Genomic DNA, 25,868 nt, shown 5'->3' on the forward strand with positions numbered 1-25,868 from the left:
ACCCATGAAGCGTATACCCCTTTTTGTATTGAGCCTGGCCCTGTTGGCCGGCTGTAAAGAACAACCCAAAGCCGAACCAGCAGCAACCGCAGATGCAGACGGCCCCGCCAAGGTGACCGTACAGGAAACCGATGGTAAATTCACCTTGCAGGTGAATGGAGAGCCCTTCTATATCCGGGGTGCCGGCCTGGAATTCGGAAACGTACCTGCCCTGGCAGCCCACAACGGGAATTCCTTCCGTACCTGGCGCACCGAGAATGGCCAACGCACGGCTCAGGAAGTGCTTGATGAAGCCCATGCCAATGGCCTGATGGTTACCATGGGGATCGAGGTAGCCCGCGAGCGCCACGGTTTTGACTACGACGATTCCACGGCAGTAAAGGCTCAACTGGAGGATATCCGCCGGCAGGTGGTGGCCCTGAAGGATCACCCGGCCCTGCTGATCTGGGGTATCGGCAACGAGCTGAACCTGCATTACACCAACCCCAAGGTCTGGGATGCGGTCAATGAGATCTCCGAAATGATCCACGAAGAAGACCCCAACCACCTGACCACAACCAGCCTGGCCGGGATTTCCGAGCGTGAAATCGACTTTATCAAAACCCGATGTCCGGATTTGGACATCCTTGCCGTTCAGATGTACGGAGACCTGCCGGACCTGCCCCGTTTGGTGCGCGAATTTGGATGGGAAGGCCCGTATATGGTTACCGAATGGGGGGCTACCGGCCACTGGGAGGTGCCCAAGACGTCCTGGGGCGCCCCCATTGAAGAACACAGCTCCGTAAAGGCAGCCAACTACCTGAAACGCTACCAGGGCGGGATCGAGTCGGATTCCCTCCAATGCCTGGGGTCTTATGTCTTTTTATGGGGCAATAAACAGGAACGCACCCCTACCTGGTATGGGATTTTCCTGGAAGACGGGCAGGAGACCGAATCCGTGGATGTGATGCACTACATTTGGAACGGGGCATGGCCCGAAAACCGCACCCCCCAGATTGGTGCCTATACCCTGGACGGGAAAACCGCCTATGAAAGCGTAACCCTCAAAAGCGGGGTAGTGTACACGGCCTCTGCCGTGGTTACCGACCCTGAGGGCGATGGCCTTACCTACCGCTGGGAAGTGCTTCCCGAAAGCACAGACCTGGGCGAAGGCGGGGATTATGAGGAACGGCCCCATGCCGTTACCGGCCTGTTCCGCAAGGAGGCAGCGGGACAGCTGGAACTGGAAGCCCCCTCGCCCGGGGCCTACCGCCTGTTTGTATATGCTACGGACGGGAATAACCATTCGGCCACGGCCAATATCCCTTTCCTGGTGGAATAACCCGGATGGACCGAAGCGTTAGAACACATGCCTCTTTGGATTTCCGGAGAGGCTTGTCCATTTCATAAAAAACACAAAAATGCAGACCTATATCGGCACCAATCCCATTCAAGACGAACCCCTGAAAATCAGTGGGGAAATGGTAGACCTGTTGGGAGACCGTTACTATCGGATTTCGCATGTGGACCGCATGCGGCCTTTTTTCATGAGTCTGGTGAGCGATGCCAACCACTGGATGTTTATCTCCAGCAATGGGGGGCTGACTGCCGGCCGTAAAAACAGTGAGTATGCGCTTTTTCCGTACTATACGGACGACAAGATTACCGAAGCTGCCGGTACCACCGGATGCAAAACCATTTTCCGCGTCACAGACGGGGAGCAGCAACGCCTGTGGGAGCCGCTTAGCGAGCGCTATGCCGGGGTGTATCGCATCCGCCGGAACCTCTACAAAAACCAATTGGGAAATGCCCTGGTATTCGAGGAAGAGAATCTGGACCTGGGGCTCTGTTTCCGCTACCAGTGGCAAACCAGCAACCAGTACGGGTTTGTACGGAAGGCTTTTTTGCTGAATCGTTCCGGGAAGGCGGCCCGCGTGGCGGTACTGGACGGGTTCCTGAACCTGTTGCCCTACGGGGTAACCACGGACCTGCAGCAAACCCGAAGTAACCTGGTGGACGCCTACAAACGCAGCGAAATGCGCCCCGAAAGTGGCCTGGGTATCTATGCCCTGAGTGCGATTATCGTAGACCGGGCAGAACCCAGCGAAGCCCTGCGGGCCAATGTGGTCTGGTCCCATGGCCTGCCCAACCCCGTCCATGTCCTGGATGGCGGGCAGGTAGAGGCTTTCCGCCTGGGGCACCCGGTTACCGGGCAGGCAGAACACAAGGGCGAAAAGGGGGCTTACCTGCTGGCCTCCCACCTGGAACTCGAGCCCGGGCAGGAGCAATCCTGGACCCTGGTGGCCAACGTAAACCAGGGGCCGGCAGCGGTGGCCAACCTGGACCTGGCCCTGGCAAAACCCGAATCCCTGCTGGAAGAGGTAGAGGCCGACATCCGCGAGGGTACCCGCCGCCTGCAGGGGCTGGCCGCTGCCGCAGACGGCATGCAACTCACCCGGGACGAACTTCGGGGTACCCGGCATTTTGCCAACGTGATGTACAACATTATGCGGGGCGGAATCATGGACCACAACTACCAGCTGGAACGGTCGGACTTTACCGCCTATGTCCAAAGGGCCAGCCGCGCGGTATACGAACGGCAACGGGAAGCCCTGGCCCAATGGCCGGAAACTTTTACGATTTTCGACCTGACCCGGAGGGCCGCCCAGGCCGCAGACCCCGCCCTGCAGCGCCTGTGCTACGAATACCTGCCACTGAAATTCAGCCGTCGCCACGGAGACCCCAGCCGGCCATGGAACAAGTTTTCCATCAATACCCAGCGGGAATCGGATGGGGCCAAGATCCTGGATTACCAGGGTAACTGGAGGGACATTTTCCAGAATTGGGAAGCCCTGGCCCATTCCTATCCGGAGTTTATGGATGGCATGATCTGCAAATTCCTGAACGCCTCCACTGCGGATGGCTACAACCCCTACCGCATCACCAAACACGGAGTGGACTGGGAAGTTATCGAGCCGGACGATCCCTGGTCCTATATTGGGTACTGGGGCGACCACCAGGTGATCTACCTGTTGAAATTCCTGGAATTCTCCCGGGATTACTTTCCGGGCCGCCTGGGCGGATACTGGTCCCGGGACCTGTTTGTCTATGTGGATGTGCCCTACCGCATCAAGCCCTTCGACGACATTTTGAATAACCCCAAGGATACCATCGATTTCGATGCTGCCCAAGACAAGGTCTTGAGGCGGCGCATGGGTGAAATGGGGTCGGACGGGGTGTTGCTGCAGGATGCCAACGGGGCGCCCTACCGGGTAAACCTGCTGGAGAAACTCCTGGCCATGTTGCTGGCCAAGGTTTCCAATTTCATCCCGGAAGCGGGCATCTGGTTAAATACCCAGCGCCCGGAATGGAATGACGCCAACAATGCCCTGGTGGGTAATGGCGTATCTATGGTTACCCTGTATTACCTCCATCGGTTTTTGGAGTATTTCAGGGAAATGCTGGAGTCGGATGCCCCGGGGGAAGCCCCGGTATCCGAGGAGTTGGTTAATCTCCTGGACACGGTGGAAGCTGCCCTGGCGGCAGAGGAGGAAGGGCTTGCCGGCCCCTTTGGGGATGTGCGCCGCAGAACCCTGGCCGAAGCCCTGGGCCGTGCATCCGCTTCCTACCGGGAAGGTTTGTATGCGAAGGGGTTCAGCGGCCGGAAGAAACCAGTAGGCGCAGACCGGTTGCTGGCCTTCACCAGGCTCATGCTGCGGTACACTGCCCACTCTATTGAAGCGAACAGGCGCGAAGACCATTTATTCCACGCCTATAACCTGATAGACCTGGACCGTCCGGATGCCATAGGGGTTTCTTACCTGAGCCCGATGTTGGAAGGGCAGGTGGCCGTGCTGAGTTCCGGCTTCCTGGATGCCAAAGCCGCCCTTCGGCTGCTGGATGCCCTTCGGCAGAGCCCGCTTTACCGGGCAGACCAGAACAGTTATATCCTCTACCCGGACCGTGACCTACCGCCTTTTATGGAGAAAAACCTGGTTCCGCAGGCCGCTGTAGAAGGCTCGCAGTTAGTGCAGCGCCTGCTGGCAGACGGCAACCGACAGGTTGTCGTGCAGGACCGGGCCGGGCAAGTCCATTTTAGCGGGGACTTTAACAACGCCTCCCGCCTGGCCGAGGCCCTGGATGCCTTACCTGAGGCCTACCAGGGGCTGGTGGCCCGGGAGCGAAAGGCCCTTCTGGCGGCCTATGAAGCCGTATTCAACCACCGTTCGTTTACCGGGCGCAGCGGGACCTTTTTCGGCTATGAAGGCCTGGGGTCCATTTACTGGCATATGGTATCCAAACTGGCCCTGGCGGTACTGGAATGCGCCGCACAGGCAGAAGACGGGGGAGGGGAGCCCGGGGATGTCCGCCGCCTGGTGGCGCATTACCACCAGATCAATGATGGCATTGGGGTACACAAATCCCCTGAAGTTTACGGTGCTTTCCCCACCGATCCCTATTCCCATACCCCGGCCCACAGGGGCGCCCAGCAACCCGGGATGACCGGGCAGGTCAAGGAGGATGTCCTTACCCGCCGGATTGAACTGGGGGTTGGGGTAACCGGTGGTGTATTATCCTTTGGCCCTTTCTGGTTGGATGAAGCGGAATTCCTGGAGCAGCCAGGACAGTTTAGCTACCTGGATGTGAAAGGAACCCTGCAAAGCCTGAAGGTGCCGGCAGGTGGCCTCGCCTTTACCTGCTGCCAGGTGCCCGTGGTGTACCGCCGCCATGAAGCGGCCGGTGTGGCAGTGGAATTTGCAGACGGGGAAACCCGCACTTTTTCGGGGCATCGCCTGGATGAAGACGTCAGCCGGGAAATTTTCCACAGGACCGGGGCCGTACGCGCCCTTACGGTGGGGTTGGGCTTATAATTGGGTATACACCTCGGCCTGCAGGCCCGGTAATACTTCCCCGATCAGGTTGGTCAGGGTAGCGGCACTGCTGTCGAAGGTGAAGGTGGTGACCACGCCGGCCCCGTCGGCCAGGCGGACGGTATTGCCCTGGATGTCCCAGTTGCCGCCGCTGTTGCGGTTGTCTTCGGAGCAGAAGAACTTGAAGAGCCCGCCGGTGATGGTGGTGACCACCAGGTCATTCCCGTTAAAGGTCCAGGTATTGTCCGACCTCAGGGTAATCTGGGCGGCAATGCAATCCAGTTCATCCAGCACATTCGTAGTGGTGTTGCCGTCTTCGTTCACATCCTGAGGGGGGCTGATGCGCAGCTCGGTGAGGTTCCAGGTGCCCAGCACCAGGTCGGCATTGGGGTTGGGGGCCGGCCCCTCATCTTTGGAGCAGGACCACAGGGACAGGGCCACTAAGGCGATTACTAACTTTTTCATAGGCAATAGTAAGGCCGCTTGCGCGGGCCTCCCCAAGATAGTTTTTTTTTGGGAGTTGCCATATTGGTAAAAATGGGCTAGTCCATAACGCGATACGCTATCATCACTACCTTCCCGCCTTTTTCGCATCCTTTTCCCGATCTTTGTAAAAAAAGACCGCATGACCTTATTTGTGGACATGGACGAGGTAATTGCCGATACCTACGGGGCCCATATTGAACGTTTTAACCAGCGTCACGGGGCTTCCCTCACCCGTGAGCAGTGCATGGGGGGCGAAGTCTGGCAGCAGGTACCGGAACACCGGCAGACCCTCTGGAACCACTATCACGAGCCGGGGTTTTTCCGTGAGCTCAGGCCTATTGCCCACAGCCGTGAAGTGCTGGAACAGCTGGCCGGGAAATATCAGGTATACATCGCCTCGGCGGCGATGCAATTCCCGAATTCCCTGAAAGAGAAACACGAATGGCTGGATGAACATTTTCCGTTTATCCATTGGCGGAACCGCATCCTCTGCGGCGATAAACACATATTGCGCGGGGATATCCTCATTGACGACCGCAGCCATAACCTGGAGTATTTCCAGGGTAGGAGCATCCTTTTTACCTCCCCCCACAACATCCATACCCAGGGATACGAAAGGGTAAACGACTGGCTGGAGGCGGCAGATCTCCTGCTTTAAGTGCAGCAGCGCCGGCGGCAGGTCTTTTTTTTATACATTTAGGAAACCGCCAGACCTTCCTCCCGCTTATGAAAAACCCGATTCCGTTCCTGTTGCTGCTGGTCGCGGCATTTACCGGAAGCCCAGCCGTGCAGGGACAAAAAGTACGCTCGTTTCAGCCGGAATGGCTTCCCGAAACCGGCTCATTTCGATCGGGCATGCTTCAGGTGCCGGAAAACCACGAGCAGTCCGGGGGCAGCACCATCGATATTGCCTATGTGGTCGTTCCCGCCCAGGATACCCTGGCTGGCAAAACCAACCCCCCGCTTATCTTTTTTTCCGGGGGCCCCGGGGGCAACACCCTGGGCCCGGGCATGTTTCAATTCATACTGAAACACCCGTTCCGGGAGCAAAGGGACATCATCCTTTTTGACCAACGCGGCATTGGCTATTCCTCGCCCATGCCGGATATGTCCTTTGACTCCTGGGACATCCTGGCGCGGCACGCCGATGCAGACACCGAGCTGGCGCTAACGCGCCAGATGCTAAACGACTATCGCCAGCGCTGTGCCCGCCAGGGCATCCACCCGGAATACTACAATACGCAGCAGAACGCCCGGGATGTGGGGATGCTCTTTGACCATTTGGGCTACCCCACCTATGTGCTCTTTGGAGGTTCCTATGGCACCCGCCTGGCCCGGGTGGTACAGGACCTGTTCCCGGAGCGCATCCATTGTTCGGTCCTGGATTCCCCGGCCCCTATGAGCGGAGACTTCCTGTTGAGCCGCCTGGAGAGTTTCGATCTGGCGCTGAACCGGATTTTTGAGGCCACCCGCGATACCCTGCCCGGCCTGGAAGAAGACTATATGCATGCCATTTACGGCCTGGAGGCCGAGCCCATGCGAGTAGTCCTGGACGATTCCATTCCCTTTGTGGTCAATTCCCAGGACGGGGTGTACCTGATCCGGCGTGTACTCTACCAGGACAATGCCCGTCAAAAGGCACCGGCTCTGATCCGGGCTTTCCTGATCGGGGACCCCGGGCCGGTTCAGGACGTTCTGGCCTACGAATATGCCCTAACCGGGGGCTTGAACCTGACCATGCTACTCTCCGTGGAGAAATATGAGAATTATGATCCGGGTACCACGGGAGAAGCCATAAACCGGTACTATAGCCGTTATTCCCTCTTTCCTGTGCGCCTGGGCTTCTTTGATGCCTTTTACCGGGCCGGCATGGATTGGCACCCGGCCAGCCTTCCCATTGCCGAGCGGCACTTTGAGCCTTCGGCCGTGCCTACCCTGATCTTTGTAAACCGCTTTGACCCGGTAACTCCACCGGAAAACGGAGAGCTATTCATGAAGGACCTTAGCCGGGGCAGGTTGCTGATCCTGGACGAGGATGGTCATGGCGGGGGAAATTATGACTGTAAGGTAAATACGATTTTGTCCTTTATGGAAAACCCGCTGCAAGCCCCGGACACCTCCTGCTTGCGGCTCTACCAGCCCTAGACGGGTTTCTGAAATAACCAACCCAACCACCGATGAAAAAATTTCCGAATGCTTTTACCATCATGCTCGGGGTGATCCTTTTGGCATGGCTTTCTACTTTTTTGATCCCGGCCGGGGCCTATGTGCGCGAGCCGGATCCGGAAACCGGGCGCATGTCTGTGGTACCGGATTCATATACTGCACAATCGGCCGATTCCCTGGGGGTAATCGATTTGTTGCGGGCTATCCCGGAAGGCCTGGCCAGCCGGGCAGACCTCATTGCCCTGATCCTGCTGATCGGGGGGTGTTTTTATATCATTGAAAAGTCCGGGGTGCTGGGGCAGGGCCTGCAGCGGATTGTGGATCTGCTTCGGGGGCGGGAGGCCCTTGCCATTGTGGTAGTTTCCCTCCTTTTCGCCACAGCAGGCGCCACAATAGGGTTGCAGGAGGAGGTTATTGCCATGGCCCCGGTACTGGTCATGTTCAGCCGGTCCATGGGATATAACGCCCTGTTGGCCCTGGCCATGAGTTTCGGTTCCGCCATCCTGGGGGCAGCATTTTCGCCCATGAACCCCTTTGCCGTTTTGATGGCCCAGCAGGAAGCAGGCCTCCCCCTGATGTCCGGGGCGCTATTCCGGGTTGGGGTGCTGGCGGTGGCCCTTGCAGTATGGATTGCCTACCTCCTCAGATATGCCCGCCGCAATCCCGTGGAAAAGGTGCCTATGGATGGCAGTCACGCCACCCTGGGCCCGCGGGGTTTGCTCATATTCGGGCTGCTGGTGGCTACCTTCGGCCTGGTTACCTACGGCCTCCTGCAATGGGATTGGGGTTTTAACGAGCTTTCCGGCTGTTTCTTTGCCCTGGGAATCACGGCAGGCCTCCTTTCCGGGATGGGGATGGAGCGCACGGGGATGACCTATGCTGCGGGCTTTCGGGAAATGATATTTGCCGGGGTGATTATTGGCCTGGCGGGCAGTATTTCCCTCCTGCTGAAAAAAGGGGTAGTAATCGATACCCTGGTCTACGCCCTGTTCACCCCCATGGAATCCCTGCCCAATAGTCTTTCAGCCCTGGGGATGATGCTGGGGCAGTCCCTGCTCCATATCCCGGTGCCCAGCTATTCCGGCCAGGCCATCCTGACAATGCCTATCCTGACCCCGCTATCCGACCTGGCCGGAATCCCGCGACAGGTGTGCGTGCTGGCCTATCAGTACGGGTCGGTAAATATGGATTTACTGGCCCCCACCAATGGGGCGCTTATGGCCATCCTGGCCGTTTGCAACATCCCCTATAACGAGTGGCTGCGGTTTATCTGGAAACCGGCCCTGCTGCTGTTTGCTGTGGCCAGTGGGGCCATCCTCCTGGCCCTGCAGATAGGCCTGGCCTGAGGTTATCGGAAGCGCACCAGGCGGAGAAGGGTTTGTCCGGGGTTTTCCATATTGGTCCAGAGGGTATCTACCCGGGTGCTGTCCGGGCCGCCCCCACGGATTATGGTTCGGAGGTAGGTTTCCTCCCGCGATCCCTGCGGGGTTTCCAGGGTAATGACCAGGCTGCTGTCCATGGCATGCCACCGCCCCCTCAGGATTTCATCCAGGTGGTATTCCGAATAACGCCCGGCCCGGTTCAGAGTATGGCGCTCTGCCCGCCCGCCTGCGGCCAGGATGTAGCGTTCGGTACGGTTGGGAACGGCAGGGCCTTCCCCCCGCAAGAGGTATTGCCCGGCCAGCCCCGCCGTATCGGTTTTATCCCGTTTATAGGTTTCGGCCTCCTTGCAGCCCATGGCAAGGAATAGGAATAGAATTATTAAATACCGCATAGGATTTGGAATGATCCTCTAAAATACAATACTTGCACCGGATTTAGCCAATGTCGAATAAAGCTTCAATAGGCGCAGCGATGAGCATTGAAAGCAGGCAACCCAAAGGACGGTTACGCGAATGGGTTCGAGAAATGTATTTTTGTAGCCTGGGGCCGGAAGAGGCGATGGGCCGTCTCCCGGTACTGGACGATTGCTGCTATGATCTGATCTTCTATGAGGGGCCGGGTGCGTCTCTCATATACGGCCCACAGGGCAGGTCCATAGGCCTGCCCCCTATTTTCACCATACACCAGCTAAAGCCGCCGTACCGGTTGCATTTCGAAGGGGAATTGCGTTTTTTCACTATCAAGTTCCAGCCCTGGGCCAACCGGAGTTTCTTTGGGGAACTGCCGCACCCTGGGGTAATAGACCTGAGGTCGAAACACCCCGAATGGAACGGAAGGTATAGGGATTTCCTGGCGCATGATACGCTGGAATCCAAATGTTATGCGGTCGAAAAATGGCTGTTGGGAGAACAAGAACTTGGGGCGGACGCCCTCTGGATTCGGCAAGTGTGTGCACTGATCTATAAACGCCGGGCAGGGATTTCGGTGACGCAATTAAGCGAACAGTTTTCGGTTTCCCGCCAGCATTTAGGCAAGGTATTCCGGAAAGAGGTGCGATATAGCCTGAAGCATTTCATATTGACCCTGCGCATGCTGGAACTCGTTAAATACCGCATGAAGCATCCGCAATGCACCCTTACGGAAACAGCCCTGCAATTCGGGTATTTTGACCAGGCCCATTTCATTCGGGATTTCCGGAAGTTCAGTGGGATGACGCCGTCGGCATTTTTCCGTAACCCTCCTGCATTCCTCTTGCGCCACTAAGGTGTTTCCATTTGTACAATTTTATTGGCTGCGCCTTCCATTTCTTTGTCAAAAAAAAAGATGAAGACAGCCTTGTACTCCTTAATCCTGTTTGCCCTGTTGGGGTGTGCCCGCAACATAGGACAAAATAGCACCCAGGTATCGGGGCAGGCCGGGTCCCGGCTGGATCAGTACCTAAACGCCCTGACCGGTCTGGGGCAATTCAATGGGGTGGTACTGGCTCGCAGCCAAGGGAATTTAGTGCTTCACAAGGCTTATAACATGCAGGAAGATGCCCCGGCCACCTTACGCGTAGTACTGGGCAGTCAATTTGATCTGCGTTCCGTTTCAAAGCTCCTGGCCGGAATTTCCATGCTGCGTTTGGAATCTGAGGGTAAAATACGGTTGGACGCCCCCCTTTCAGCCTATCTCCCCGATTTTCCAAGGGGCTCAGAAATCCGGGTCAGCCACTTGCTGGAGCATCGTTCAGGGCTGCCACGTGATTTTGCCACAGACAGTGTCCTTTCCCTGGGGCCGGAACAGATTTACGATTTGGTCCGGAAGGAGCCCCTGGAATTCCAACCGGGGAAAGAAACGCGTTATTCCAATGTGGGCTACCAGCTAATCTATTACCTGATAGGTAAGGTAAGCGGTACCTCCTACCGGGGATACCTTCAAAAGGAGTTCTTTGGTCCTCTTAAAATGAAAGGGGCGGGGAGTAATTTCAATCCGGAGCAACAGCTTCCCCCGGGTTATGCTTACGGGCATTACCGCGACGCTGCCGAGGGTCTGGTATCCATTCCAGGGTTTTTGCCTGATGAAGCCCGTATGGGAAACCTCCATGCCACCGCTTCAGATATGGATATTTTTCTCCAGGCTCTGGAAAAAATGGAAGTACAGTCTTTTCTGGAGGACGGTCAATTAGCACATGCCGGCGGTACGCGCGGGAAAAGGGCCTATGTTTTTCGCGATTTCAATACAGGGACATCCTTCGTTTTTCTTGCCAATTATGACGGTCTCCCTTTTGAAAGGATGGTGAAGGACCTTCGCAATATCCTTGAAGGTGAAACGGTAGCCCTTCCGCGGGCAGTTCACCGGAAGGCGATTCGTTTGGACCCTGCCCGGTTGGCGCGCTACCAGGGTCGGTATGATTTTGTGGATGCAGGCCACCTGATACTCGACATCCGCCTGGAGCGGGATACCCTTTGGGTTTATCAAAAGGGAAAGAATAACGGCCCGATAATACCGGAATCTGAACGGGTATTTTTTGGAGATCCCACCTCTGAGGAATCCCTGGAGTTTCAGGAAGCATCCGATGGTGCCTACACCTTGTGGATGGATTTTCAGGGAGTCCGATGGAAGGGGCTTCCCCTTGACGTTTCCGGGGAATAACCGGAATTCCAGAAATTTTACTACCGCCTGGGCGGCTTGCAGGCTTTGCAGTAATCCGCCAGGGCCTGCAGTTGCTCCCGGACCCGTGCGTGCTCTTCTTCCAGGCGGGCGGTATCCTGTCCTAAACGGGTAGCGCTCGAGACCCGGCTGCTTTCGGCATTGAGTTCGGCCTGGAGTTTCTGGAAAAAGGGTTGGAAGAAGGATACGTCCGAGAAGGTTTTCTTGTTCTCAAACAGGGCCTTCCGGAATTTACGGGCATAGAGTTCGGTCAGGTCAAATTCAAACCGCGCCAGGTTCACCAGGGCGGCCGCCGTGGTGCTGTCCGGCGCGGTCAGAAAGGCGGCAGACGGCTGCAGGGTGCAGCTTACCTTAGGGTTGAAATTCCGCGTGAACAGGAAGGCAGCCGCATTCATTTTAAGTAAAAACCCCATGCGGATGCCGGATTGCATACTGCTGCCGGGCAGGTCCGGGTGGATGCGGGTAGCCGGGGAGCGAAAATCCTCCAGGGTAATACGGTATTCGGGGGACCAGTCTACCAAATCCTCGGAGTCCTGGGCTAAAGCCCCCTGCAAAGAGGGCCACAACAACAAAAGGGAAAACAGCAGGTTTCTCATGGTATCAGTCGGGCATAATGGGATACAGGTGTACGTTGCGGAAACGGATGGTGCCCGTACCCGAAGCCTGCAGGCCTATGCGGCCAGCATGCAGTTCAGGCCTGGGGATCACAGCCGTCAGGGTGTCATTCACCCAGACCTTCAGGGAATCGGGGCCCGCGGCTACCCGGTAGGCATTCCAGCGGTTCAGGGTGTGTACCTGTGCCAGCGGGGTTACCCGGGTTACAATGGCCCCTGTGCGGTATTCCTGGCGGGGGTGCCGGTCCCAGATGTTGATTTCGTAGCAATCCGTGGCACTGAGCTCGGCCTGCGGGCAATGGATAAAAATCCCGCTGTTGATGGTAGCGTCCGGCAGGAATTCGAGTTCCAGCCGGTAATTCCCATAGGGCGCATTGGTCATCACAAAACCCGCGGTGGAGTCCGCCCGGCCCACCAGGGTCTGGCCTTCAAAGGCCCATTGGGCTTCCCCGTAGGCCTCCCAGTTCTGCAAGGCCGGGTCAAAAAGGGTTTCCGCCTTGCCGGAGCAGCCCGTCGCCAGGGTACTAATCCATCCCAGCAGGAACAAGGGGAGTAGTTTTCTCATGGCGGGAAATTACAAAAGGGGCGGGAATTGTAGGTCCGCAATTCGCACATTTAATCCTGCCGCTCGAAGATGCCCGTAACTTGTAGTGTCTGTTCTACAGGGCCATAGGGAAAAGCAACGTCGAGGGTCACTTCCCACCGGGACTCCGAAAGGCGTTTGCCGGAAATCACCCCTGAGGTTACGGGGTAACTGTCGTTGCTGGCGCAATAGCAAATTTGGCGGTAATAGGGTTTCAGCGAAGCCAGGGCCAGACCTCCCGCAGTAAAGGAAGTCAGTTCTGGGTCTATTTCAAAAAGCAGGATTTCCGTAAATCCGGTATCCGCAATATTCGGCTTCGCGGGAATGCTGTATTCATATCGGAATACGCGCCGGTCTCCAGAGCCCCGGGTGGCGATATACCTGGTGGCAGTATACGGGTCTGCCTGCGGGTCCGGGGGGATCACTATGGCATTCTCAAAATACTCCAACGTTGTGGTGGCCCGGGGTTCTTCTTCCGGGGAGGAACAGCTCAGCAGCAGGCATATACCAAGGGAAATCCAGCAGGTTTTCATAACGGCTTTTGGTTTAAGATACAAAAGCGCCGTGCCGGTGGCGTGCGGATCCCTGGAAATTCGTTGAACGGTAATGGGGTGCTGATGGGGGTAACCCATTGGAGCGGAGGTGATTTTCACGGAAAAACGCTTTTAAATCGCGGCGGTTATCCTTAAATTTAAGGTCCTTTCAAAACCGGGGGAAGACCTACCGGGATTCACTATTTCAGCATAGGTTTTTCCTATGGAAAATCCATTATCATAAGAAAGTGTAATGTTATTTTTGGACATCCGAAAACCTGTAAACCACAAACAACATGGGAGATAAAGATCATTCTCAAACTGCCTACGACGTAAACGATGCGTCTAAGTGCCCCTTTCTAAACGGGGAACTGAACCAGGCTGCCGGCGGGGGAACCACAAACCGCGATTGGTGGCCCAATTCTTTGAACCTGAACATCCTGCGTCAGCATTCGGAGAAAGTAAACCCGATGGACCCGGACTTTGACTATGCGGAAGCCTTCAAAAGCCTGGACCTGGAAGCGGTTAAAAAAGACCTGCGCGAGCTGATGACCGATTCCAAGGATTGGTGGCCCGCGGATTACGGCCATTACGGGCCCTTCTTTATCCGTATGGCCTGGCACGCGGCGGGTACCTACCGAATTTCAGACGGCCGTGGCGGGGGAGGTACAGGCGCTCAGCGTTTTGCGCCCCTGAACAGCTGGCCGGATAACGCCAACCTGGACAAGGCCCGCGTGCTGCTGTGGCCGGTTAAAAAGAAATACGGGAAAAAGATTTCCTGGGCGGACCTGCTGATCCTGGCCGGGAACGTAGCCCACGAATCCATGGGGCTGCCCATGTACGGCTTTGCCGGTGGGCGTGAGGACATCTACCAACCCGAAGAAGACATATACTGGGGGTCCGAAACCGAATGGCTGGGCAACCGGGAGCGCTACAATGATAAAGGGGAACTCGAAAAGCAGATGGGTGCTGCCCACATGGGGCTGATCTACGTGAACCCGGAAGGCCCCAATGGCAATCCTGACCCTGTAGCTGCGGCCCACGACATCCGCGAAACTTTTGGCCGGATGGCGATGAACGACTACGAAACCGTAGCCCTGATTGCCGGGGGGCATACCTTCGGGAAAACCCACGGTGCCGCCAAGGATACCGAATACCTGGAAGCCGAGCCCGCCGGTGCCTCCATCGAGATGCAATCCCTGGGCTGGAAGAACAACTTCGGTTCCGGGAAAGGTGCCGATACCATTACCAGTGGTCTGGAAGGCGCCTGGACGGATACGCCCATTGCCTGGAGCCACAAATACCTGGAAAACCTCTTTAAATACGAGTGGGAGCTTACCCAAAGCCCTGCCGGGGCACACCAGTGGAAACCGAAGGACGGGGCCGGAGCCGGTACCGTACCGGATGCCCACGACCCGGAGAAAAAGCACGCGCCCTTTATGCTGACCACGGACCTGTCTCTGCGGATGGACCCGGCCTATGAAAAGATCTCCCGCCACTTCCTGGAGAACCCGGAAGAATTCAAGGAGGCCTACCAGAAAGCCTGGTTTAAACTTACCCACCGGGATATGGGCCCCAAGGCGCGTTACCTGGGTGCTGAAGTACCTGCCGAAGACCTGATCTGGCAGGATCCGATCCCGGCCCGCGATTACGACCTGATCGATGCAGCCGATGTAGAAAGCCTGAAAGCTTCCATCCTTAAAAGCGGCCTGAGTGTTTCCGAACTGGTTGGTGCGGCCTGGGCTTCTGCCTCTACTTTCCGTGGTTCTGACAACCGCGGGGGCGCCAATGGCGGACGCGTTCGCCTGGAGCCCCAGGTTCAGTGGCAGGCCAATAACCCGGTTCAGCTGGGCCGAGTGCTGGATGCCCTTACCCAGATCCAGCAGGATTTCAACGGGGCACAAGCCGGAAACAAACAGGTTTCCATGGCAGACCTGATCGTTTTGGGCGGATGCGCCGCTGTGGAAAAAGCCGCAAGGGATGCGGGCCACGATGTAAGCGTACCCTTTACCCCGGGGCGTACAGACGCCACCCAGGAAATGACCGATCCGGAGTCCTTCGAACACCTGGAGCCCTTTGCCGACGGCTTCCGCAACTACCTGAAAGGAAAATCCGAAGCGAAGACCGAAGACCTGCTGGTAGACAAGGCGCAACTGCTGACCCTTACGGCACCGGAAATGACCGTGCTGGTCGGGGGGATGCGTACGCTGAATGCCAACTACGACGGCTCCAAGCACGGCGTCTTCACCGATCGTCCGGGAACCCTTTCCAACGACTTCTTCTCCAACCTGCTGGATATGGAGACCGAGTGGAAAGCCGTAGACGCAGACGAGGAGGTCTTTGAAGGCCGCAGCCGCGCTAATGGCAGCGTGAAGTGGACGGCTACCCGTGCGGACCTGATTTTTGGCTCCAATAGCGAGCTGCGGGCCCTTGCCGAGGTATACGCCTGCGACGATGCCCAGGGGAAATTTGTTCAGGACTTTGTACAGGCCTGGAACAAGGTGATGAACCTGGATCGCTTTGATTTGGCTTAAACCACCCGCTTACCTATAGCTTATGCGAAAGCGGCCCGGAAACGGGCCGCTTTTTTTTGGTCCGTACCCTGGTCCAATACCATTGAAGGCATAGAGAAAGGGAGTACTCCCTTGGTCATATCCCGAGAATATCTTATTATTATGATATCAAAATAGTATTATTATGAAAAAAGAAATCGACATGAAGCCGCGCAGCGGGTATACCATGCTGCTGGTGCTGTTAGCTGTCATTGCCGGTACGCTGGCTGGGTTGGTAATGCTGGAGAACCCCTGGTTTCTGCTCGGGGTCATCCTCATAGTGCTCCTGTTGCGGGGCTTCTTTGTGGTGAACCCCAACGGCTCCCGGGTACTGGTGCTCTTTGGGGCCTATAAGGGCACGGTAAAAGAAAATGGTTTTTTCTGGGCCAACCCCTTCTTCGCACGCCAGGGCATTTCCCTGCGGGCCCGGAATTTTGACAGTGAACGGGTCAAGGTGAACGACAAGATTGGCAACCCCATCATGATTAACGTGATCCTGGTCTGGCAGGTGGCAGACACCTATAAATCTGCCTTTGAGGTAGATAATTATGTGGAATTTGTCCGGGTGCAGACCGATGCGGCGGTCCGTAAACTTGCGGGTTCCTATCCCTACGATAATTTTGAGGACGAAGAATCCGAGCTCACGCTCCGTTCCGGGATGGACGAGGTGAACGAGGCCCTGGAGGTGGAAATCACCGAGCGCCTGGCCATTGCAGGGATCCGCGTAATCGAGGCCCGGATCGGGTACCTGGCCTATGCCCCGGAGATTGCCAATGCCATGCTGAAGCGGCAGCAGGCCGTAGCCATTGTGGCCGCCCGCAAAAAGATTGTGGAGGGTGCCGTGGGGATGGTGGAAGACGCCCTGGAGCAGCTCAGCCGGGACCAGATCATCGAATTTGACGAAGATAAAAAGGCCTCTATGGTCAGTAACCTTATGGTGGTCCTCTGCGGGGACAAAGAAGCCGTACCTGTGGTGAACGCCGGGACGCTTAACGCCTGATTTGTGAGCAAGCGAAAGTCATTTGTATTGCGGCTGGACCCGGAACTCTACAAGGCCGTCCAGAAATGGGCGGATGACGAGTTCCGCAGCGTTAACGGGCAACTGGAGTGGATGATCCATAAAGGCCTTAAAGATGCCCGTCGGTTGCCCAAAAAAGGGAAGGACCGGGAATAAGTTCCCGGTCCAACGTCTATATGGCGGTACGCATTAGCTTTTGCGCCGGAGTTCAAACACATCGGTGCGCCGGTCCTTGAGGTTGCGCACAGCTCCGAATTCGTGTAATTCCCGCAACAGGTCAATGTCCAGGTCGGCAATCAGGATCATTTCGGTATTGGGGGTGGCTTCGGCTTTGATCCCGTTTAAGGGGAAGGAAAAATCGCAGGGGGTAAAAACAGCCGACTGGGCAAACTGAATGTCCATATTGTGCACCTTGGGCAGGTTGCCCACACTGCCCGTGATGGCCACGTAGCACTCGTTTTCGATGGCACGCGCCCGGGCGCAGTTGCGTACCCGGGAATACCCATTCTGGGTATCCGTCAGGAAGGGGACAAACAGGATGTCCATCCCCTGGTCCGCCAGCAGGCGGCTCAGCTCCGGGAATTCGCTGTCGTAGCATACCAGCACGCCTATCTTCCCGCAGTCGGTGTCAAAAACTTTTAATTCGGAACCGCCCTGCATCCCCCAGACCTTGGCTTCATCCGGGGTCACATGTAGTTTCTCGTACCGTTCTACGGTGCCGTCCCGTTTACAGAGGTACCCTACATTGAAGAGGATGCCGTCCCGCACCTCCGGCATGCTACCGGTAATGATATTGATGTTGTAGGAAATGGCCAGCCCGGAAAACCGGGTCACGATTTCCGCTGTATGTCCGGCCAGTTCCCGGATGGCCTCGGGTTCGGAGAGGTGGTTGTTCTTGGCCATAAGGGGGGCATTGAAGAACTCCGGGAAAACGGCAAAGTCAGAACGGTAACCGGAAACCGCATCCACAAAATATTCCGCCTGCTGCATCAGGTCTTCCACCTGGTCGTAGGGGCGCATCTGCCACTGGATCAGCCCCAGGCGGATCACCTTCTTGCGCGTGGCGGCCTTCGTGACGGGTTTTTCGTAATAAATGTTGTTCCACTCCATTAGCACAGCGTATTCGTTCGAGGCCGTGTCGCCTTCCAGGTATCCTTTTAAGATCCGCATGGGGTGAAAATCGTTGGAGAGCTGAAAGTTCAGGACGGGGTCGTGGATGGCCTTCTGCCGCACCTTCCCGATGTATTCTTTGGGGCTCATCTGATCCGCATATTTGTGGTAGTTGGGGATGCGCCCCCCAAAGACGATGCCTTTCAGGTTCTGTTTTTCGCAGAGTTCCTTCCTGTAGTCGTACAGGCGGCGCCCCAGGCGCAGGCCGCGGAAATCGGGTTTAATAAAGACATCAATACCATAGAGGATGTCCCCCTGGTCGGTATGGGTGTTGAAGGTATAGTCGCCGGTAATGTCCCGGTAGGTATGCCTTTCCTCGATGAGGTCTTCGGGTACCAGGATGGACAGGGCACAACCCGCCAGTTCCCCGTTAATGCGGATCACCACCTGCCCCTCCGGATACTTCTCGATCAGCGCCCGCACATGGGGTTCCCTCCAGTAGGCATCCGGCATGGACGGATAGGCCGAAACCATGGCAGCTTGCAAATCCTGGTAGTCTTCCAGGGAGAGGTAGGTGAGTTCTATCTTGTCTATATCGCGTAATTCCATACCTGGTATATTCTGGCCTTTGCAGGCCATTTCCCCAAAGGTAAGGCCTAAAACGGGTTGGCTCCAAGTATGGGAAATGCTGCTATCCCTTTCGCCTTCGGAGGCATCAGATCCGCCATTTTACGTACCTTTTCCCAAATCCTTATCCCTTCAGACATGAAAACGTATTTCGCTATCCTGCTCCTGCTACTAATAGCGCCCGGGGTATTCGCCCAGGAAGAACCCAAAACAGACTTTACCCGCATGTACCTCCCGGTCTGGGAGGAAGCGCGCGAACACTGCCTGGCTGTGGCCCGTGCCATGCCGGAAGACTTATACAGTTATAAACCCACCGAGGTGAGCAAGACCTTTGGGGAACAGATGGTGCACATTGCCCATACCGTGGTGCTGCTCACCCAGCGCTATGTGCAGGGCATGGAAGTGGTGCCCAACACCCCGGACGCCTCCACCATGACCAAGGCGGAAATCCTTGCGCTCCTGGAGGAAGGATTCGACTATGTAACCGGGGTGATCCACACGGTAGAACAGGACCAACTGGACCAGACCTGCGTCATGTACCACAGCGGGAATACCGTAAGCCGGGCCTTTGCGTTTTTCTACGTGCAGGACCATATGGCCAACCACCGCTCCAAGGCCAATTTGTACGTCCGGATGAACGGAATAGACCCACCGGAGTATACCTGGTAGGGTCGGTGGTTGAAATGTACGGCCTCCGGGAGCTGCTTACCCTTTCGCCTGACCTTCTGCGTAGGCCTTTAGGCGCTGGTTCAGAAAGTACTCCCACCCGCCCCGGCAGCTTTCAGGTTTGAATTCCGGGATGTCCTGCGGAAAGGATTCCAGCCCTGAATTCCGCACCACAACCCGCGTATGTGTGCCTGCGGGCAAGAGTTCAAAAGTCACCTCCCCCCATCCGGGAATGTCTTTGTAAGTCCACTCCACAGATATCTGTTGCCCCGGCACCACCGTCCTTACCCGCCAAAAGGCATGGAAGTCCCGGCTTGAAGCGGGCATGACAAAATTTGTTTCAAATCCGACTTCCGCTTTGAAGTCGGGCATTTGTTCAAAAAACCACTGTTTCATGTGGATGGGATCTGTGAGCATGTCCCACACCTGTTGGGGTGGGCATGGTAGGACTTGGGAGACTTCAATGGGCGGGACATAGGACATCATTTACACGTTTTGGGGTTCCTTGCCAGGCTTGGGTAATCACAACTGCATGGGGTAGGTGCATCTTTGCATCCTTAAGGTAAGTGTTTTTGGGAAGGAAGGTGCAAAAATCGGTATTTGTATCCCGGGCCTTTGATAGTCTTGTGATGGTTTTAGGCCATCGCTACGACTAGTCCGTCCAGAAATGACCCACCGCGTAAGTGCGGGCCTGTCCGCGTAACAAGACCCGTTTACCCAGGTTCTGGCAGTGCAAGGTACCCCCGCGGGCCGAGACTTGCCGGGCCAGCAGAAAATCTTTTCCCAATTCCCGGGCCCAGAAGGGTACCAGGGAACAATGGGCGGATCCGGTTACCGGGTCCTCCAGGATGCTGGCCTGGGGGGTAAAAAACCGGGATACAAAATCGCAGGAATCGCCCGGGGCGGTTACGGCCACGCCCCCGGGATCCAGATTAATCCGGTCCAGGATACTCCGGTCTACGGCAAGGTCCCGGACGTGTTGCTCATTCGGGTAGACCAGTACGTAATCCCGGGCTTTAAAGGTGCGCAGGGGTGGGAGGCTCAGGGCTGCGGCAATGGGCTGCGGCAAATTGGCGGGTACAGGCATACGGGAAGGGAAATCCAGGGTATATCCGTCCGGGCCTGTGGTTACCTGTAATTCTCCGCTGGCCGTATAGAAGGTCAGCACCTCCCGGGGGTCATGCAGGATGGTTTTCAGGGCATGGGCCGCTGCCAGGGTGGCGTGGCCACATAAATCCATTTCGATCTCCGGGGTGAACCACCGCAGGCGGTAGCCATCTCTTTCCATAACCAGGAAGGCCGTTTCCGCCACCGCGTTTTCCCGGGCCAGTTGCAACAGGAGTGCATCCGGCAGCCACGTTTCCAGCGGGACCACACAGGCGGGGTTCCCTGCAAAAAGCCGGTCCGTAAAGGCATCGATCTGGTAAACGGGCAGTTTCATGCAGTTTTGGATGGCAGCCATTTGAGGCCTGGCATGTTAAAGGTAGCCATTCCGGGGGTGGCTGCAAGGCTTTTGCAGCGGTTGCGGGTATCTTGGTGACTGGGGGTGGGGGGGAGCCCCCCCAAAAAAAAAGCGAAGACATGCACTTAAAGGCAGGCCGTGCAAACAGCTAAAACCCGGGAGCCCGTGGTTAAAATGCCTTGTCTTTACCCTTGCTTCAGGCCCAGAAAGGCCTCCTGCAAGCGTTGGGTTACCGGCCCGGCGGCCGCTGTATTGAAAACATGCTTGTCCAGGCGGCCAATGGCCGTTACCTGCGTACTGGTCCCGGTCAGGAAGGCTTCGTCCATATGAGGGATGTCCGCAGCGGCAATGCCTTCCAGGCGTACGGGGATCTGAAGTTTTTCGCAGCACTCCAGCACCACCTGCCGGGTAATCCCGTCCAGGATGTACCGGTCTGCCGGATGGGTGTAAACCACCCCATCCTTCACAAAGAAGACATTGCAATGGGAGGCTTCCGTAACTACCCCTTCCCGCACCAGGACGGTTTCGTAACACCCGTTTTCCACGGCGTTCTGGTTGGCCATCACATTACCCAGCAAGGAAGTCATTTTAATGTCGCAGCGCGTCCAGCGAAAGTCTTCCATGGTAACGGCCTCCACGGGTTTGCCGGGGATGTCCGGCAGGGTTTTGGCCCAGGCGTACATCAGGACGGTGGGTTCCAACCCTCCCGGGAAGGCGTGTTGTCTGGGGGCTACCCCCCGGGTTACCTGTATGTACAACATGCTGTCTTTGTCCTCCAGGCCGGAGGCCTGTAACAGGGCAGGGACTTGTTGCTCCAGGGCCTCTACGTCCAGGCGGATCCCGATTTTCTTCAGGCAGGTGCGCAGCCGGTCCCAGTGAGCCGGCCCGTAAAAGAACTTCCCGCCAATGCGGGCCATCACCTCATAGATGCCGTCCCCGAAGATAAAACCGCGGTCAAAGACTGAAATGCGGGCCTTTTCGGCTTCCAGGATTTCTCCATTCAGGAATACGACTTTGGGATAGGTGGCTGCCATGGGAGGGATCATTTAACGGCCCTGAAGATACGCCGGAAATCTTAGAATACAGGCCTCAATTGGGGGCGCAGGCGTTAGGTTACCTTGAGAAAATTTCAAGCTCCGTCTGCTGGGTTATCCCTGGTTTTGCGGCCATACTTCCGGAAATACGCCCAGGCACACAGGCCCCCCACCAGGGAAAAGGCTGCCAGCATCCAGAACACATGGCGGTGTCCTTCAGGCCCTGGGGTGGCTTCCAGTAAATACCCGTAGGCCGGGCCGGCAAAGATGTCCGGGGTATAGCCCACCAGGGAAATCAGCCCTACCGCCGTACCGGTTAGCAGGAGCGGGATGCGGCCCGCCTTCATCACTGCAAAATACAGGGAACGCGCCGCATAGACTCCGGTGGCCACAATAAGCAGGGAGAGGAAAAACAACCAGGCCGCCGAAGGGGTAATCCAGCCAGAGGCAAAGAGTAGGGCACCCATAAAGGCAAGCCCAAAACTCAGCAACAGCCAGAGCGTAGTGTCCGACCGGTCGGCCAGAAAGCCAATCCCCACCCCAATTATGGGGCGGATAAAGAGCAACAGGGTGCCCACCTGGGCAGAGCCCACGGCGCCGTATCCCATCACCTCCGAGGCGTAAAGGGAATACACGTCTGTGATTTTATAACCCACATAGGCGCAGAGGATCATGAGCATCAGCAACCAGACGGAACGCAGGCGCAATACTTCCCGTACCTGCTGCAGGCTGATCCTTTCGAGTACCAGTTCGGCCTCCGCCTTGGGATCCATCCGCATAAAGGCCCAGACCAGGATGCCCACCAGGGCCACCAGGGTGGCAGAGACCAGCACTACGGAACGAAAGGCCCGCTGACTGTCCTCCACGCTTAGTTCCAGTCCCGAAGCCGGGATCAGCAGGGCCAGGATCCAGACGCCCAGGGCTCCGAACAGGGCGCCTACCAGCCCCCGGCCGCCATCCAGCAGGCCAAATGCCTTCCCCTGGGAGGAGGGGCCGCCCCAAACGCGCGTGGCTTTAATCATGGGCGCCCAGAACAGGAAGATGGTGGTAAAGCCCCAGTACCCGTACAAAACCTGCAGCGTCCCAAATGAAGGGAAGGTGGCGTAGACCAGCCCGCCCAGGGCGGTAAGCCAGAGGGCTGTGGCAATGAGCTTGCGCGGGGGGAATTTGTCGGCCAGGGGCCCGCCAAAAATATAGGAGACCAGGGCCACAATCCCGTAAACTGAGAAGCAGAGCCCAAGTTCAATATTATCCAACCCATAGGCCTGCAGTACCGTCGGGCGAAACACCCGGGCCAGCACAAAGGGGAGGATAAACACGGATTCCCCTGCCAAAATCAGCAAAGGGAGGTACCACCAGGAAAGGTTGGGTTTACCCATCATGCGCGGCTATTGTTCCCGCACAACCCGAAAGCCGGTATGCCCGGCCTCGGGGTGGGTTTCCGGGTCCATGGGATCTACAAAATCGTAGGCGCTGTAGTCGTATGCCTTCAGGGCCTCCCCGTCCATATAGTATTCCGCCACATTCCCGCCCAGGTCAAAGACTTCGGCCCCTTCCGCAAGTTTTACCATGGGGTGGCTGCCCCCATCATGGATCAGGGAGGCTTTCAGGCCTTCCATTTTTTGACGGAGCCCCGGCACATCCAAGGCGGTAAGGGCATAGCCGGCCCATTGGTTCAGGTTATTCTGGTTTTTATAGGCACTCCGGGCCTTCTTGTGCAGGCGCTCGGCCTCTTTGGCGTTGGGTAGGCGGTAGGTATCGCCGGTTTGGGTGCTCAGCCATAGGAGATAACCCGATATTTTTTCTGCGGAGAGGCCGGTTACCGGTCGGTTGGCCTGCAGGCGGTCAAAGGATTCCCCTGTATAGGCATGGTATTGGGCCAGGGTCACCTCATGCGCTCCTATGGCAATACTGTCCTTGCCCAGGGATACCATGGCGGGGTAAAGTTCTCCGTCCACTGATGTTCCAAGCAAGCCGTCTGCAGCCATCTGTTCCTGCAGTTTAAGTAGGCTGGCCAGGGGGCTGTCTTTTTTGAACGCCTCGTTCTCTGCCTTGGCTGTGCCAAAGAGGTAGGTGTCAATCCATGCGATCTCTTCCTTCATCTTGCGCAGTTGGTGGGTAATTTTCTGCAACCCGTGTGGCTGGCCGGGGAACCAGAGGAATTTCACCGGGGCCTGGCCTACCTGCTGCAGCCCGCGGTAGTATTCCCACCCCTGGTCCCGGGGAACCGCCCGGTCTTCACTGCCATGGAAGATAATGGTGGGCGTTTTGATCTTTTCGATTTCGAAGATGGGGGAGTATTTGATGTACCACTCGTTGTAATGCTTCCCGTTGGTGTCGTCCCAGGGCGCCCCCCCAAAATAGCTCTGGTCGAAGGTGACGCCAAAGCGGCAGGTGCCGTAGTCCGAGGTCCAGTTGATGTCGCCGGCCCCCGGGGCGGCCACCTTAAACATATCCGGGTATTTCAGGGTCATCCAGGTGGTCAGGATGGCCCCGTTGGACCAGCCCATGGTGCCCAGCTTGTCCATGTCGATCAGCCCCAGGCTGTTCAGGTGCATGATCCCATTGTAGATGTCAATCTGCTCCAGGGAATAATAATTCCCGTTTTTGATGGATTCGATAAAGGCCTGGCTGTGGTTTCCTGACCCGTGGTAGTTGGGCTTCAGCACAAAGGCCCCTTTATCCGTTAGGATCTGCGGGTAGGTAGACCAGCGCTCGGACCACTGGTCCTGGTCTACCCCGGTAGGCCCGCCGTGGATGCTCAGCACCAGGGGGTACTGCTTCCCGGCCTCATAGCCTTTGGGGTAGTAGAGGATGCCGTTTACCTCCTCGTCATTGGCCCCTTTCCAGTAGATGATTTCGGATTTGGCAATGGGTTTTTTCTTCAGTTTGTCGTTCAGGGAGGTAAGCGTTTGGGTACCTTCCAGCGTCACCCCCTTGCGACCAATGCGCACGGTGGCCAGGTAGTATTCCGGGAGTTGGGAGGCGGTGGAATGCCGGTAGAGGATGCGGCCCGACGCCTCGCTGAAAGCCAGGACGGCGCTGTGCTCCTTCCGGTTGCCCCATTCAAAATCCATACCGGCCCAGGCTGTTCCCCTTTTCTGGTAATAGCGCACTTTGCGCAAAGGGCCGTTGGCCAGTTGTGCAATCACATCATCCCCGTTGAGGTAGTAGGCCCCGCCCAGGCCATTTTCCCATCCCAGGGGGACTTTGGTATAGGTCCCGGCCGCCAGGTCGTAAAAGTAAAGTTCCCGGATGCCGGCCCCGTTCCACTGTGGGTCCGAGGAGGAGGTGGCCGAAAAGTAGAAGCCGCTGCCGCTGCGGGTAAACACAAACCCGCCGGGTTCCTGCAGTTCCCGGAACAGGGTCTGGCTGCTTCCCGTTTGCAGGTCCAGCAGCACATAATTGGGTTTGGGGTTGCCGTCCGTGCCGTAATCCGGGGAGGTAATTTCCGTATAGACCAGGTAGTTCCCATTTTCGGATACGGCATAACCCCCAATACGGTATCGGTTTTCGGTGATGCGGCGGATTTTCTTGTCCTTCAGGTTAAAGGCATAGAGCCTGCGCGGGTTCCAGTGCAGGGTGTCTTCCACGATATTGGTATTGTCCTTTTCGTGGGTAATGTCGTAAAGGGTTTTGCCTTCCCCGGCCACAAAGAGGAGTTCGGTGCTGCCCAGACGCTGCAGGCTGCCAATCCCATTTTCAAATTTGTGGACCTCTTCGGGTTCGCCCCCGCCCAGATTCAGTTTCCAGAGGGATTTCCCTTTTTCGCGGGTGGAGAGGAAATACAAGCTCTGGCCATCCGCAGCAAATACTGCATTGGATTCGCTGGATTTCCCCCGGGTGAGTTGCACGGGCTTAGGGGAGTCTTCGCCCAGGCGGGCCAGGTAGAGCTGGCTTACAAATTTATCCTCCTCCTTCAGGCCTTTGCGCTGGCTCCAGACCAGCTCGCTGCCGTCTTTGGAGAATTCGGCGTTGTCCACATACACGGTGTGGATGATGTCTTCAGGGGTCCATGGGTTTTGCTGGCCCCAGGCCAGGCAGGGAAGGGATGCCAGTAGCATCCAGGCAAATTTTCTCATCAGGGTTCTCGGTTGCGTTAAGCAGCCCCAAGATAGCGGATTTGGGGGAA

The 25,868-nt window shown here is 56.8% G+C and carries 22 protein-coding genes; 11 read left to right on the forward strand and 11 right to left on the reverse strand.

Annotated features, from left to right (window positions below):
• Nucleotides 1–4 precede the first annotated feature (4 nt).
• Both OZ410_RS07975 and OZ410_RS07980 read left to right on the forward strand, forming a co-directional pair.
• A complete protein-coding gene (locus OZ410_RS07975) occupies nt 5–1,321 on the forward strand; it encodes a glycoside hydrolase family 2 TIM barrel-domain containing protein (protein ID WP_277707423.1) in 1,317 nt (438 codons plus the stop codon).
• Nucleotides 1,322–1,400: 79 nt separating this feature from the next.
• Nucleotides 1,401–4,850 carry a hypothetical protein gene (locus OZ410_RS07980; protein WP_277707424.1) on the forward strand — a complete coding sequence of 1,150 codons (3,450 nt, stop codon included), beginning with the start codon at nt 1,401–1,403 and terminating at the stop codon, nt 4,848–4,850.
• Here OZ410_RS07980 and OZ410_RS07985 read toward each other — a convergent pair.
• Complete coding sequence (locus OZ410_RS07985; RefSeq protein WP_277707425.1) at nt 4,845–5,315, reverse strand: hypothetical protein; 471 nt, start codon at nt 5,313–5,315, stop codon at nt 4,845–4,847. The two genes, OZ410_RS07980 and OZ410_RS07985, sit on opposite strands and share 6 nt — an antisense overlap.
• A gap of 160 nt (nt 5,316–5,475) precedes the next feature.
• Between OZ410_RS07985 and OZ410_RS07990 the strand changes: the two genes are divergently transcribed.
• From OZ410_RS07990 to OZ410_RS08000, 3 genes are all read left to right on the forward strand, one after another.
• Entirely contained in the window at nt 5,476–5,994 is a 519-nt protein-coding gene (locus tag OZ410_RS07990; protein WP_277707426.1) for a 5' nucleotidase, NT5C type, read from the forward strand.
• A gap of 68 nt (nt 5,995–6,062) precedes the next feature.
• On the forward strand, nt 6,063–7,481 hold the full coding sequence (locus OZ410_RS07995; RefSeq protein ID WP_277707427.1) for an alpha/beta hydrolase: 1,419 nt from the start codon (nt 6,063–6,065) through the stop codon (nt 7,479–7,481).
• Nucleotides 7,482–7,513: 32 nt separating this feature from the next.
• Nucleotides 7,514–8,848, forward strand: coding sequence for a YfcC family protein (locus OZ410_RS08000; RefSeq protein ID WP_277707428.1), 1,335 nt, complete (start codon nt 7,514–7,516; stop codon nt 8,846–8,848).
• 2 nt (nt 8,849–8,850) lie between these two features.
• Here OZ410_RS08000 and OZ410_RS08005 read toward each other — a convergent pair whose 3' ends face one another.
• A complete protein-coding gene (locus OZ410_RS08005) occupies nt 8,851–9,276 on the reverse strand; it encodes a hypothetical protein (protein WP_277707429.1) in 426 nt (141 codons plus the stop codon).
• A 134-nt stretch (nt 9,277–9,410) separates the two neighbouring features.
• Between OZ410_RS08005 and OZ410_RS08010 the strand changes: the two genes are divergently transcribed.
• Together OZ410_RS08010 and OZ410_RS08015 are read left to right on the forward strand one after the other, a co-directional pair.
• The gene (locus OZ410_RS08010) at nt 9,411–10,148 is read left to right on the forward strand and encodes a helix-turn-helix transcriptional regulator (protein WP_277707430.1); all 738 of its coding nucleotides are present in this window, start codon (nt 9,411–9,413) and stop codon (nt 10,146–10,148) included.
• 60 nt (nt 10,149–10,208) lie between these two features.
• Nucleotides 10,209–11,519, forward strand: a complete 1,311-nt coding sequence (locus OZ410_RS08015) for a serine hydrolase domain-containing protein (RefSeq protein ID WP_277707431.1) — start codon at nt 10,209–10,211, stop codon at nt 11,517–11,519.
• Between the two features lie 20 nt (nt 11,520–11,539).
• On the opposite strand, the gene OZ410_RS08020 is transcribed toward OZ410_RS08015, so the two are convergent.
• The 3 genes from OZ410_RS08020 to OZ410_RS08030 are packed head-to-tail and all read right to left on the reverse strand — an operon-like array spanning nt 11,540 to nt 13,267.
• Nucleotides 11,540–12,133 carry a hypothetical protein gene (locus tag OZ410_RS08020; protein ID WP_277707432.1) on the reverse strand — a complete coding sequence of 198 codons (594 nt, stop codon included), beginning with the start codon at nt 12,131–12,133 and terminating at the stop codon, nt 11,540–11,542.
• 4 nt (nt 12,134–12,137) lie between these two features.
• A complete protein-coding gene (locus OZ410_RS08025) occupies nt 12,138–12,716 on the reverse strand; it encodes a 3-keto-disaccharide hydrolase (RefSeq protein ID WP_277707433.1) in 579 nt (192 codons plus the stop codon).
• Between the two features lie 50 nt (nt 12,717–12,766).
• A complete protein-coding gene (locus tag OZ410_RS08030; RefSeq protein ID WP_277707434.1) occupies nt 12,767–13,267 on the reverse strand; it encodes a hypothetical protein in 501 nt (166 codons plus the stop codon).
• Between the two features lie 296 nt (nt 13,268–13,563).
• On the opposite strand from OZ410_RS08030, the gene katG reads away from it, so the two are divergent.
• From katG to OZ410_RS08045, 3 genes are all read left to right on the forward strand, one after another.
• Nucleotides 13,564–15,801: a catalase/peroxidase HPI gene (gene katG / locus OZ410_RS08035; protein ID WP_277707435.1), complete on the forward strand. Its 2,238-nt coding sequence runs from the start codon at nt 13,564–13,566 to the stop codon at nt 15,799–15,801.
• Nucleotides 15,802–15,964: 163 nt separating this feature from the next.
• Complete coding sequence (locus OZ410_RS08040) at nt 15,965–16,819, forward strand: SPFH domain-containing protein (protein ID WP_277707436.1); 855 nt, start codon at nt 15,965–15,967, stop codon at nt 16,817–16,819.
• A 3-nt stretch (nt 16,820–16,822) separates the two neighbouring features.
• Nucleotides 16,823–16,993 (forward strand): type II toxin-antitoxin system antitoxin, encoded by a 171-nt coding sequence (locus tag OZ410_RS08045; protein WP_277707437.1) that lies wholly within the window; start codon nt 16,823–16,825, stop codon nt 16,991–16,993.
• A 33-nt stretch (nt 16,994–17,026) separates the two neighbouring features.
• On the opposite strand, the gene OZ410_RS08050 is transcribed toward OZ410_RS08045, so the two are convergent.
• Nucleotides 17,027–18,556 (reverse strand): carbon-nitrogen hydrolase family protein, encoded by a 1,530-nt coding sequence (locus OZ410_RS08050; protein ID WP_277707438.1) that lies wholly within the window; start codon nt 18,554–18,556, stop codon nt 17,027–17,029.
• A 156-nt stretch (nt 18,557–18,712) separates the two neighbouring features.
• Here OZ410_RS08050 and OZ410_RS08055 point away from each other — a divergent pair, with 156 nt between their 5' ends.
• On the forward strand, nt 18,713–19,243 hold the full coding sequence (locus tag OZ410_RS08055; RefSeq protein ID WP_277707439.1) for a DinB family protein: 531 nt from the start codon (nt 18,713–18,715) through the stop codon (nt 19,241–19,243).
• Between the two features lie 36 nt (nt 19,244–19,279).
• On the opposite strand, the gene OZ410_RS08060 is transcribed toward OZ410_RS08055, so the two are convergent.
• From OZ410_RS08060 to OZ410_RS08080, 5 genes are all read right to left on the reverse strand, one after another.
• Entirely contained in the window at nt 19,280–19,726 is a 447-nt protein-coding gene (locus tag OZ410_RS08060) for an SRPBCC family protein (protein ID WP_338156650.1), read from the reverse strand.
• Between the two features lie 166 nt (nt 19,727–19,892).
• Nucleotides 19,893–20,681 carry a PhzF family phenazine biosynthesis protein gene (locus tag OZ410_RS08065; RefSeq protein WP_277707440.1) on the reverse strand — a complete coding sequence of 263 codons (789 nt, stop codon included), beginning with the start codon at nt 20,679–20,681 and terminating at the stop codon, nt 19,893–19,895.
• A gap of 206 nt (nt 20,682–20,887) precedes the next feature.
• The gene (locus OZ410_RS08070; protein ID WP_277707441.1) at nt 20,888–21,736 is read right to left on the reverse strand and encodes an aminotransferase class IV; all 849 of its coding nucleotides are present in this window, start codon (nt 21,734–21,736) and stop codon (nt 20,888–20,890) included.
• 95 nt (nt 21,737–21,831) lie between these two features.
• Entirely contained in the window at nt 21,832–23,115 is a 1,284-nt protein-coding gene (locus OZ410_RS08075) for an MFS transporter (protein ID WP_277708353.1), read from the reverse strand.
• A 9-nt stretch (nt 23,116–23,124) separates the two neighbouring features.
• Nucleotides 23,125–25,818 carry a prolyl oligopeptidase family serine peptidase gene (locus tag OZ410_RS08080; RefSeq protein WP_277707442.1) on the reverse strand — a complete coding sequence of 898 codons (2,694 nt, stop codon included), beginning with the start codon at nt 25,816–25,818 and terminating at the stop codon, nt 23,125–23,127.
• Nucleotides 25,819–25,868 lie beyond the last annotated feature (50 nt).

It is taken from the genome of Robiginitalea aestuariiviva, from assembly GCF_029537735.1.
Lineage (GTDB): Bacteria > Bacteroidota > Bacteroidia > Flavobacteriales > Flavobacteriaceae > Robiginitalea > Robiginitalea aestuariiviva.

Bases quoted from the DNA above. Each gene is read 5' to 3' on its own strand.
- OZ410_RS07975 (WP_277707423.1), top strand. From the start codon at position 5: ATGAAGCGTATACCCCTTTTTGTATTGAGCCTGGCCCTGTTGGCCGGC.
- OZ410_RS07980 (WP_277707424.1), top strand. From the start codon at position 1,401: ATGCAGACCTATATCGGCACCAATCCCATTCAAGACGAACCCCTGAAA.
- OZ410_RS07985 (WP_277707425.1), bottom strand. From the start codon at position 5,315: ATGAAAAAGTTAGTAATCGCCTTAGTGGCCCTGTCCCTGTGGTCCTGC.
- OZ410_RS07990 (WP_277707426.1), top strand. From the start codon at position 5,476: ATGACCTTATTTGTGGACATGGACGAGGTAATTGCCGATACCTACGGG.
- OZ410_RS07995 (WP_277707427.1), top strand. From the start codon at position 6,063: ATGAAAAACCCGATTCCGTTCCTGTTGCTGCTGGTCGCGGCATTTACC.
- OZ410_RS08000 (WP_277707428.1), top strand. From the start codon at position 7,514: ATGAAAAAATTTCCGAATGCTTTTACCATCATGCTCGGGGTGATCCTT.
- OZ410_RS08005 (WP_277707429.1), bottom strand. From the start codon at position 9,276: ATGCGGTATTTAATAATTCTATTCCTATTCCTTGCCATGGGCTGCAAG.
- OZ410_RS08010 (WP_277707430.1), top strand. From the start codon at position 9,411: ATGTATTTTTGTAGCCTGGGGCCGGAAGAGGCGATGGGCCGTCTCCCG.
- OZ410_RS08015 (WP_277707431.1), top strand. From the start codon at position 10,209: ATGAAGACAGCCTTGTACTCCTTAATCCTGTTTGCCCTGTTGGGGTGT.
- OZ410_RS08020 (WP_277707432.1), bottom strand. From the start codon at position 12,133: ATGAGAAACCTGCTGTTTTCCCTTTTGTTGTTGTGGCCCTCTTTGCAG.
- OZ410_RS08025 (WP_277707433.1), bottom strand. From the start codon at position 12,716: ATGAGAAAACTACTCCCCTTGTTCCTGCTGGGATGGATTAGTACCCTG.
- OZ410_RS08030 (WP_277707434.1), bottom strand. From the start codon at position 13,267: ATGAAAACCTGCTGGATTTCCCTTGGTATATGCCTGCTGCTGAGCTGT.
- katG (WP_277707435.1), top strand. From the start codon at position 13,564: ATGGGAGATAAAGATCATTCTCAAACTGCCTACGACGTAAACGATGCG.
- OZ410_RS08040 (WP_277707436.1), top strand. From the start codon at position 15,965: ATGAAAAAAGAAATCGACATGAAGCCGCGCAGCGGGTATACCATGCTG.
- OZ410_RS08050 (WP_277707438.1), bottom strand. From the start codon at position 18,556: ATGGAATTACGCGATATAGACAAGATAGAACTCACCTACCTCTCCCTG.
- OZ410_RS08055 (WP_277707439.1), top strand. From the start codon at position 18,713: ATGAAAACGTATTTCGCTATCCTGCTCCTGCTACTAATAGCGCCCGGG.
- OZ410_RS08060 (WP_338156650.1), bottom strand. From the start codon at position 19,726: ATGATGTCCTATGTCCCGCCCATTGAAGTCTCCCAAGTCCTACCATGC.
- OZ410_RS08065 (WP_277707440.1), bottom strand. From the start codon at position 20,681: ATGAAACTGCCCGTTTACCAGATCGATGCCTTTACGGACCGGCTTTTT.
- OZ410_RS08070 (WP_277707441.1), bottom strand. From the start codon at position 21,736: ATGGCAGCCACCTATCCCAAAGTCGTATTCCTGAATGGAGAAATCCTG.
- OZ410_RS08075 (WP_277708353.1), bottom strand. From the start codon at position 23,115: ATGGGTAAACCCAACCTTTCCTGGTGGTACCTCCCTTTGCTGATTTTG.
- OZ410_RS08080 (WP_277707442.1), bottom strand. From the start codon at position 25,818: ATGAGAAAATTTGCCTGGATGCTACTGGCATCCCTTCCCTGCCTGGCC.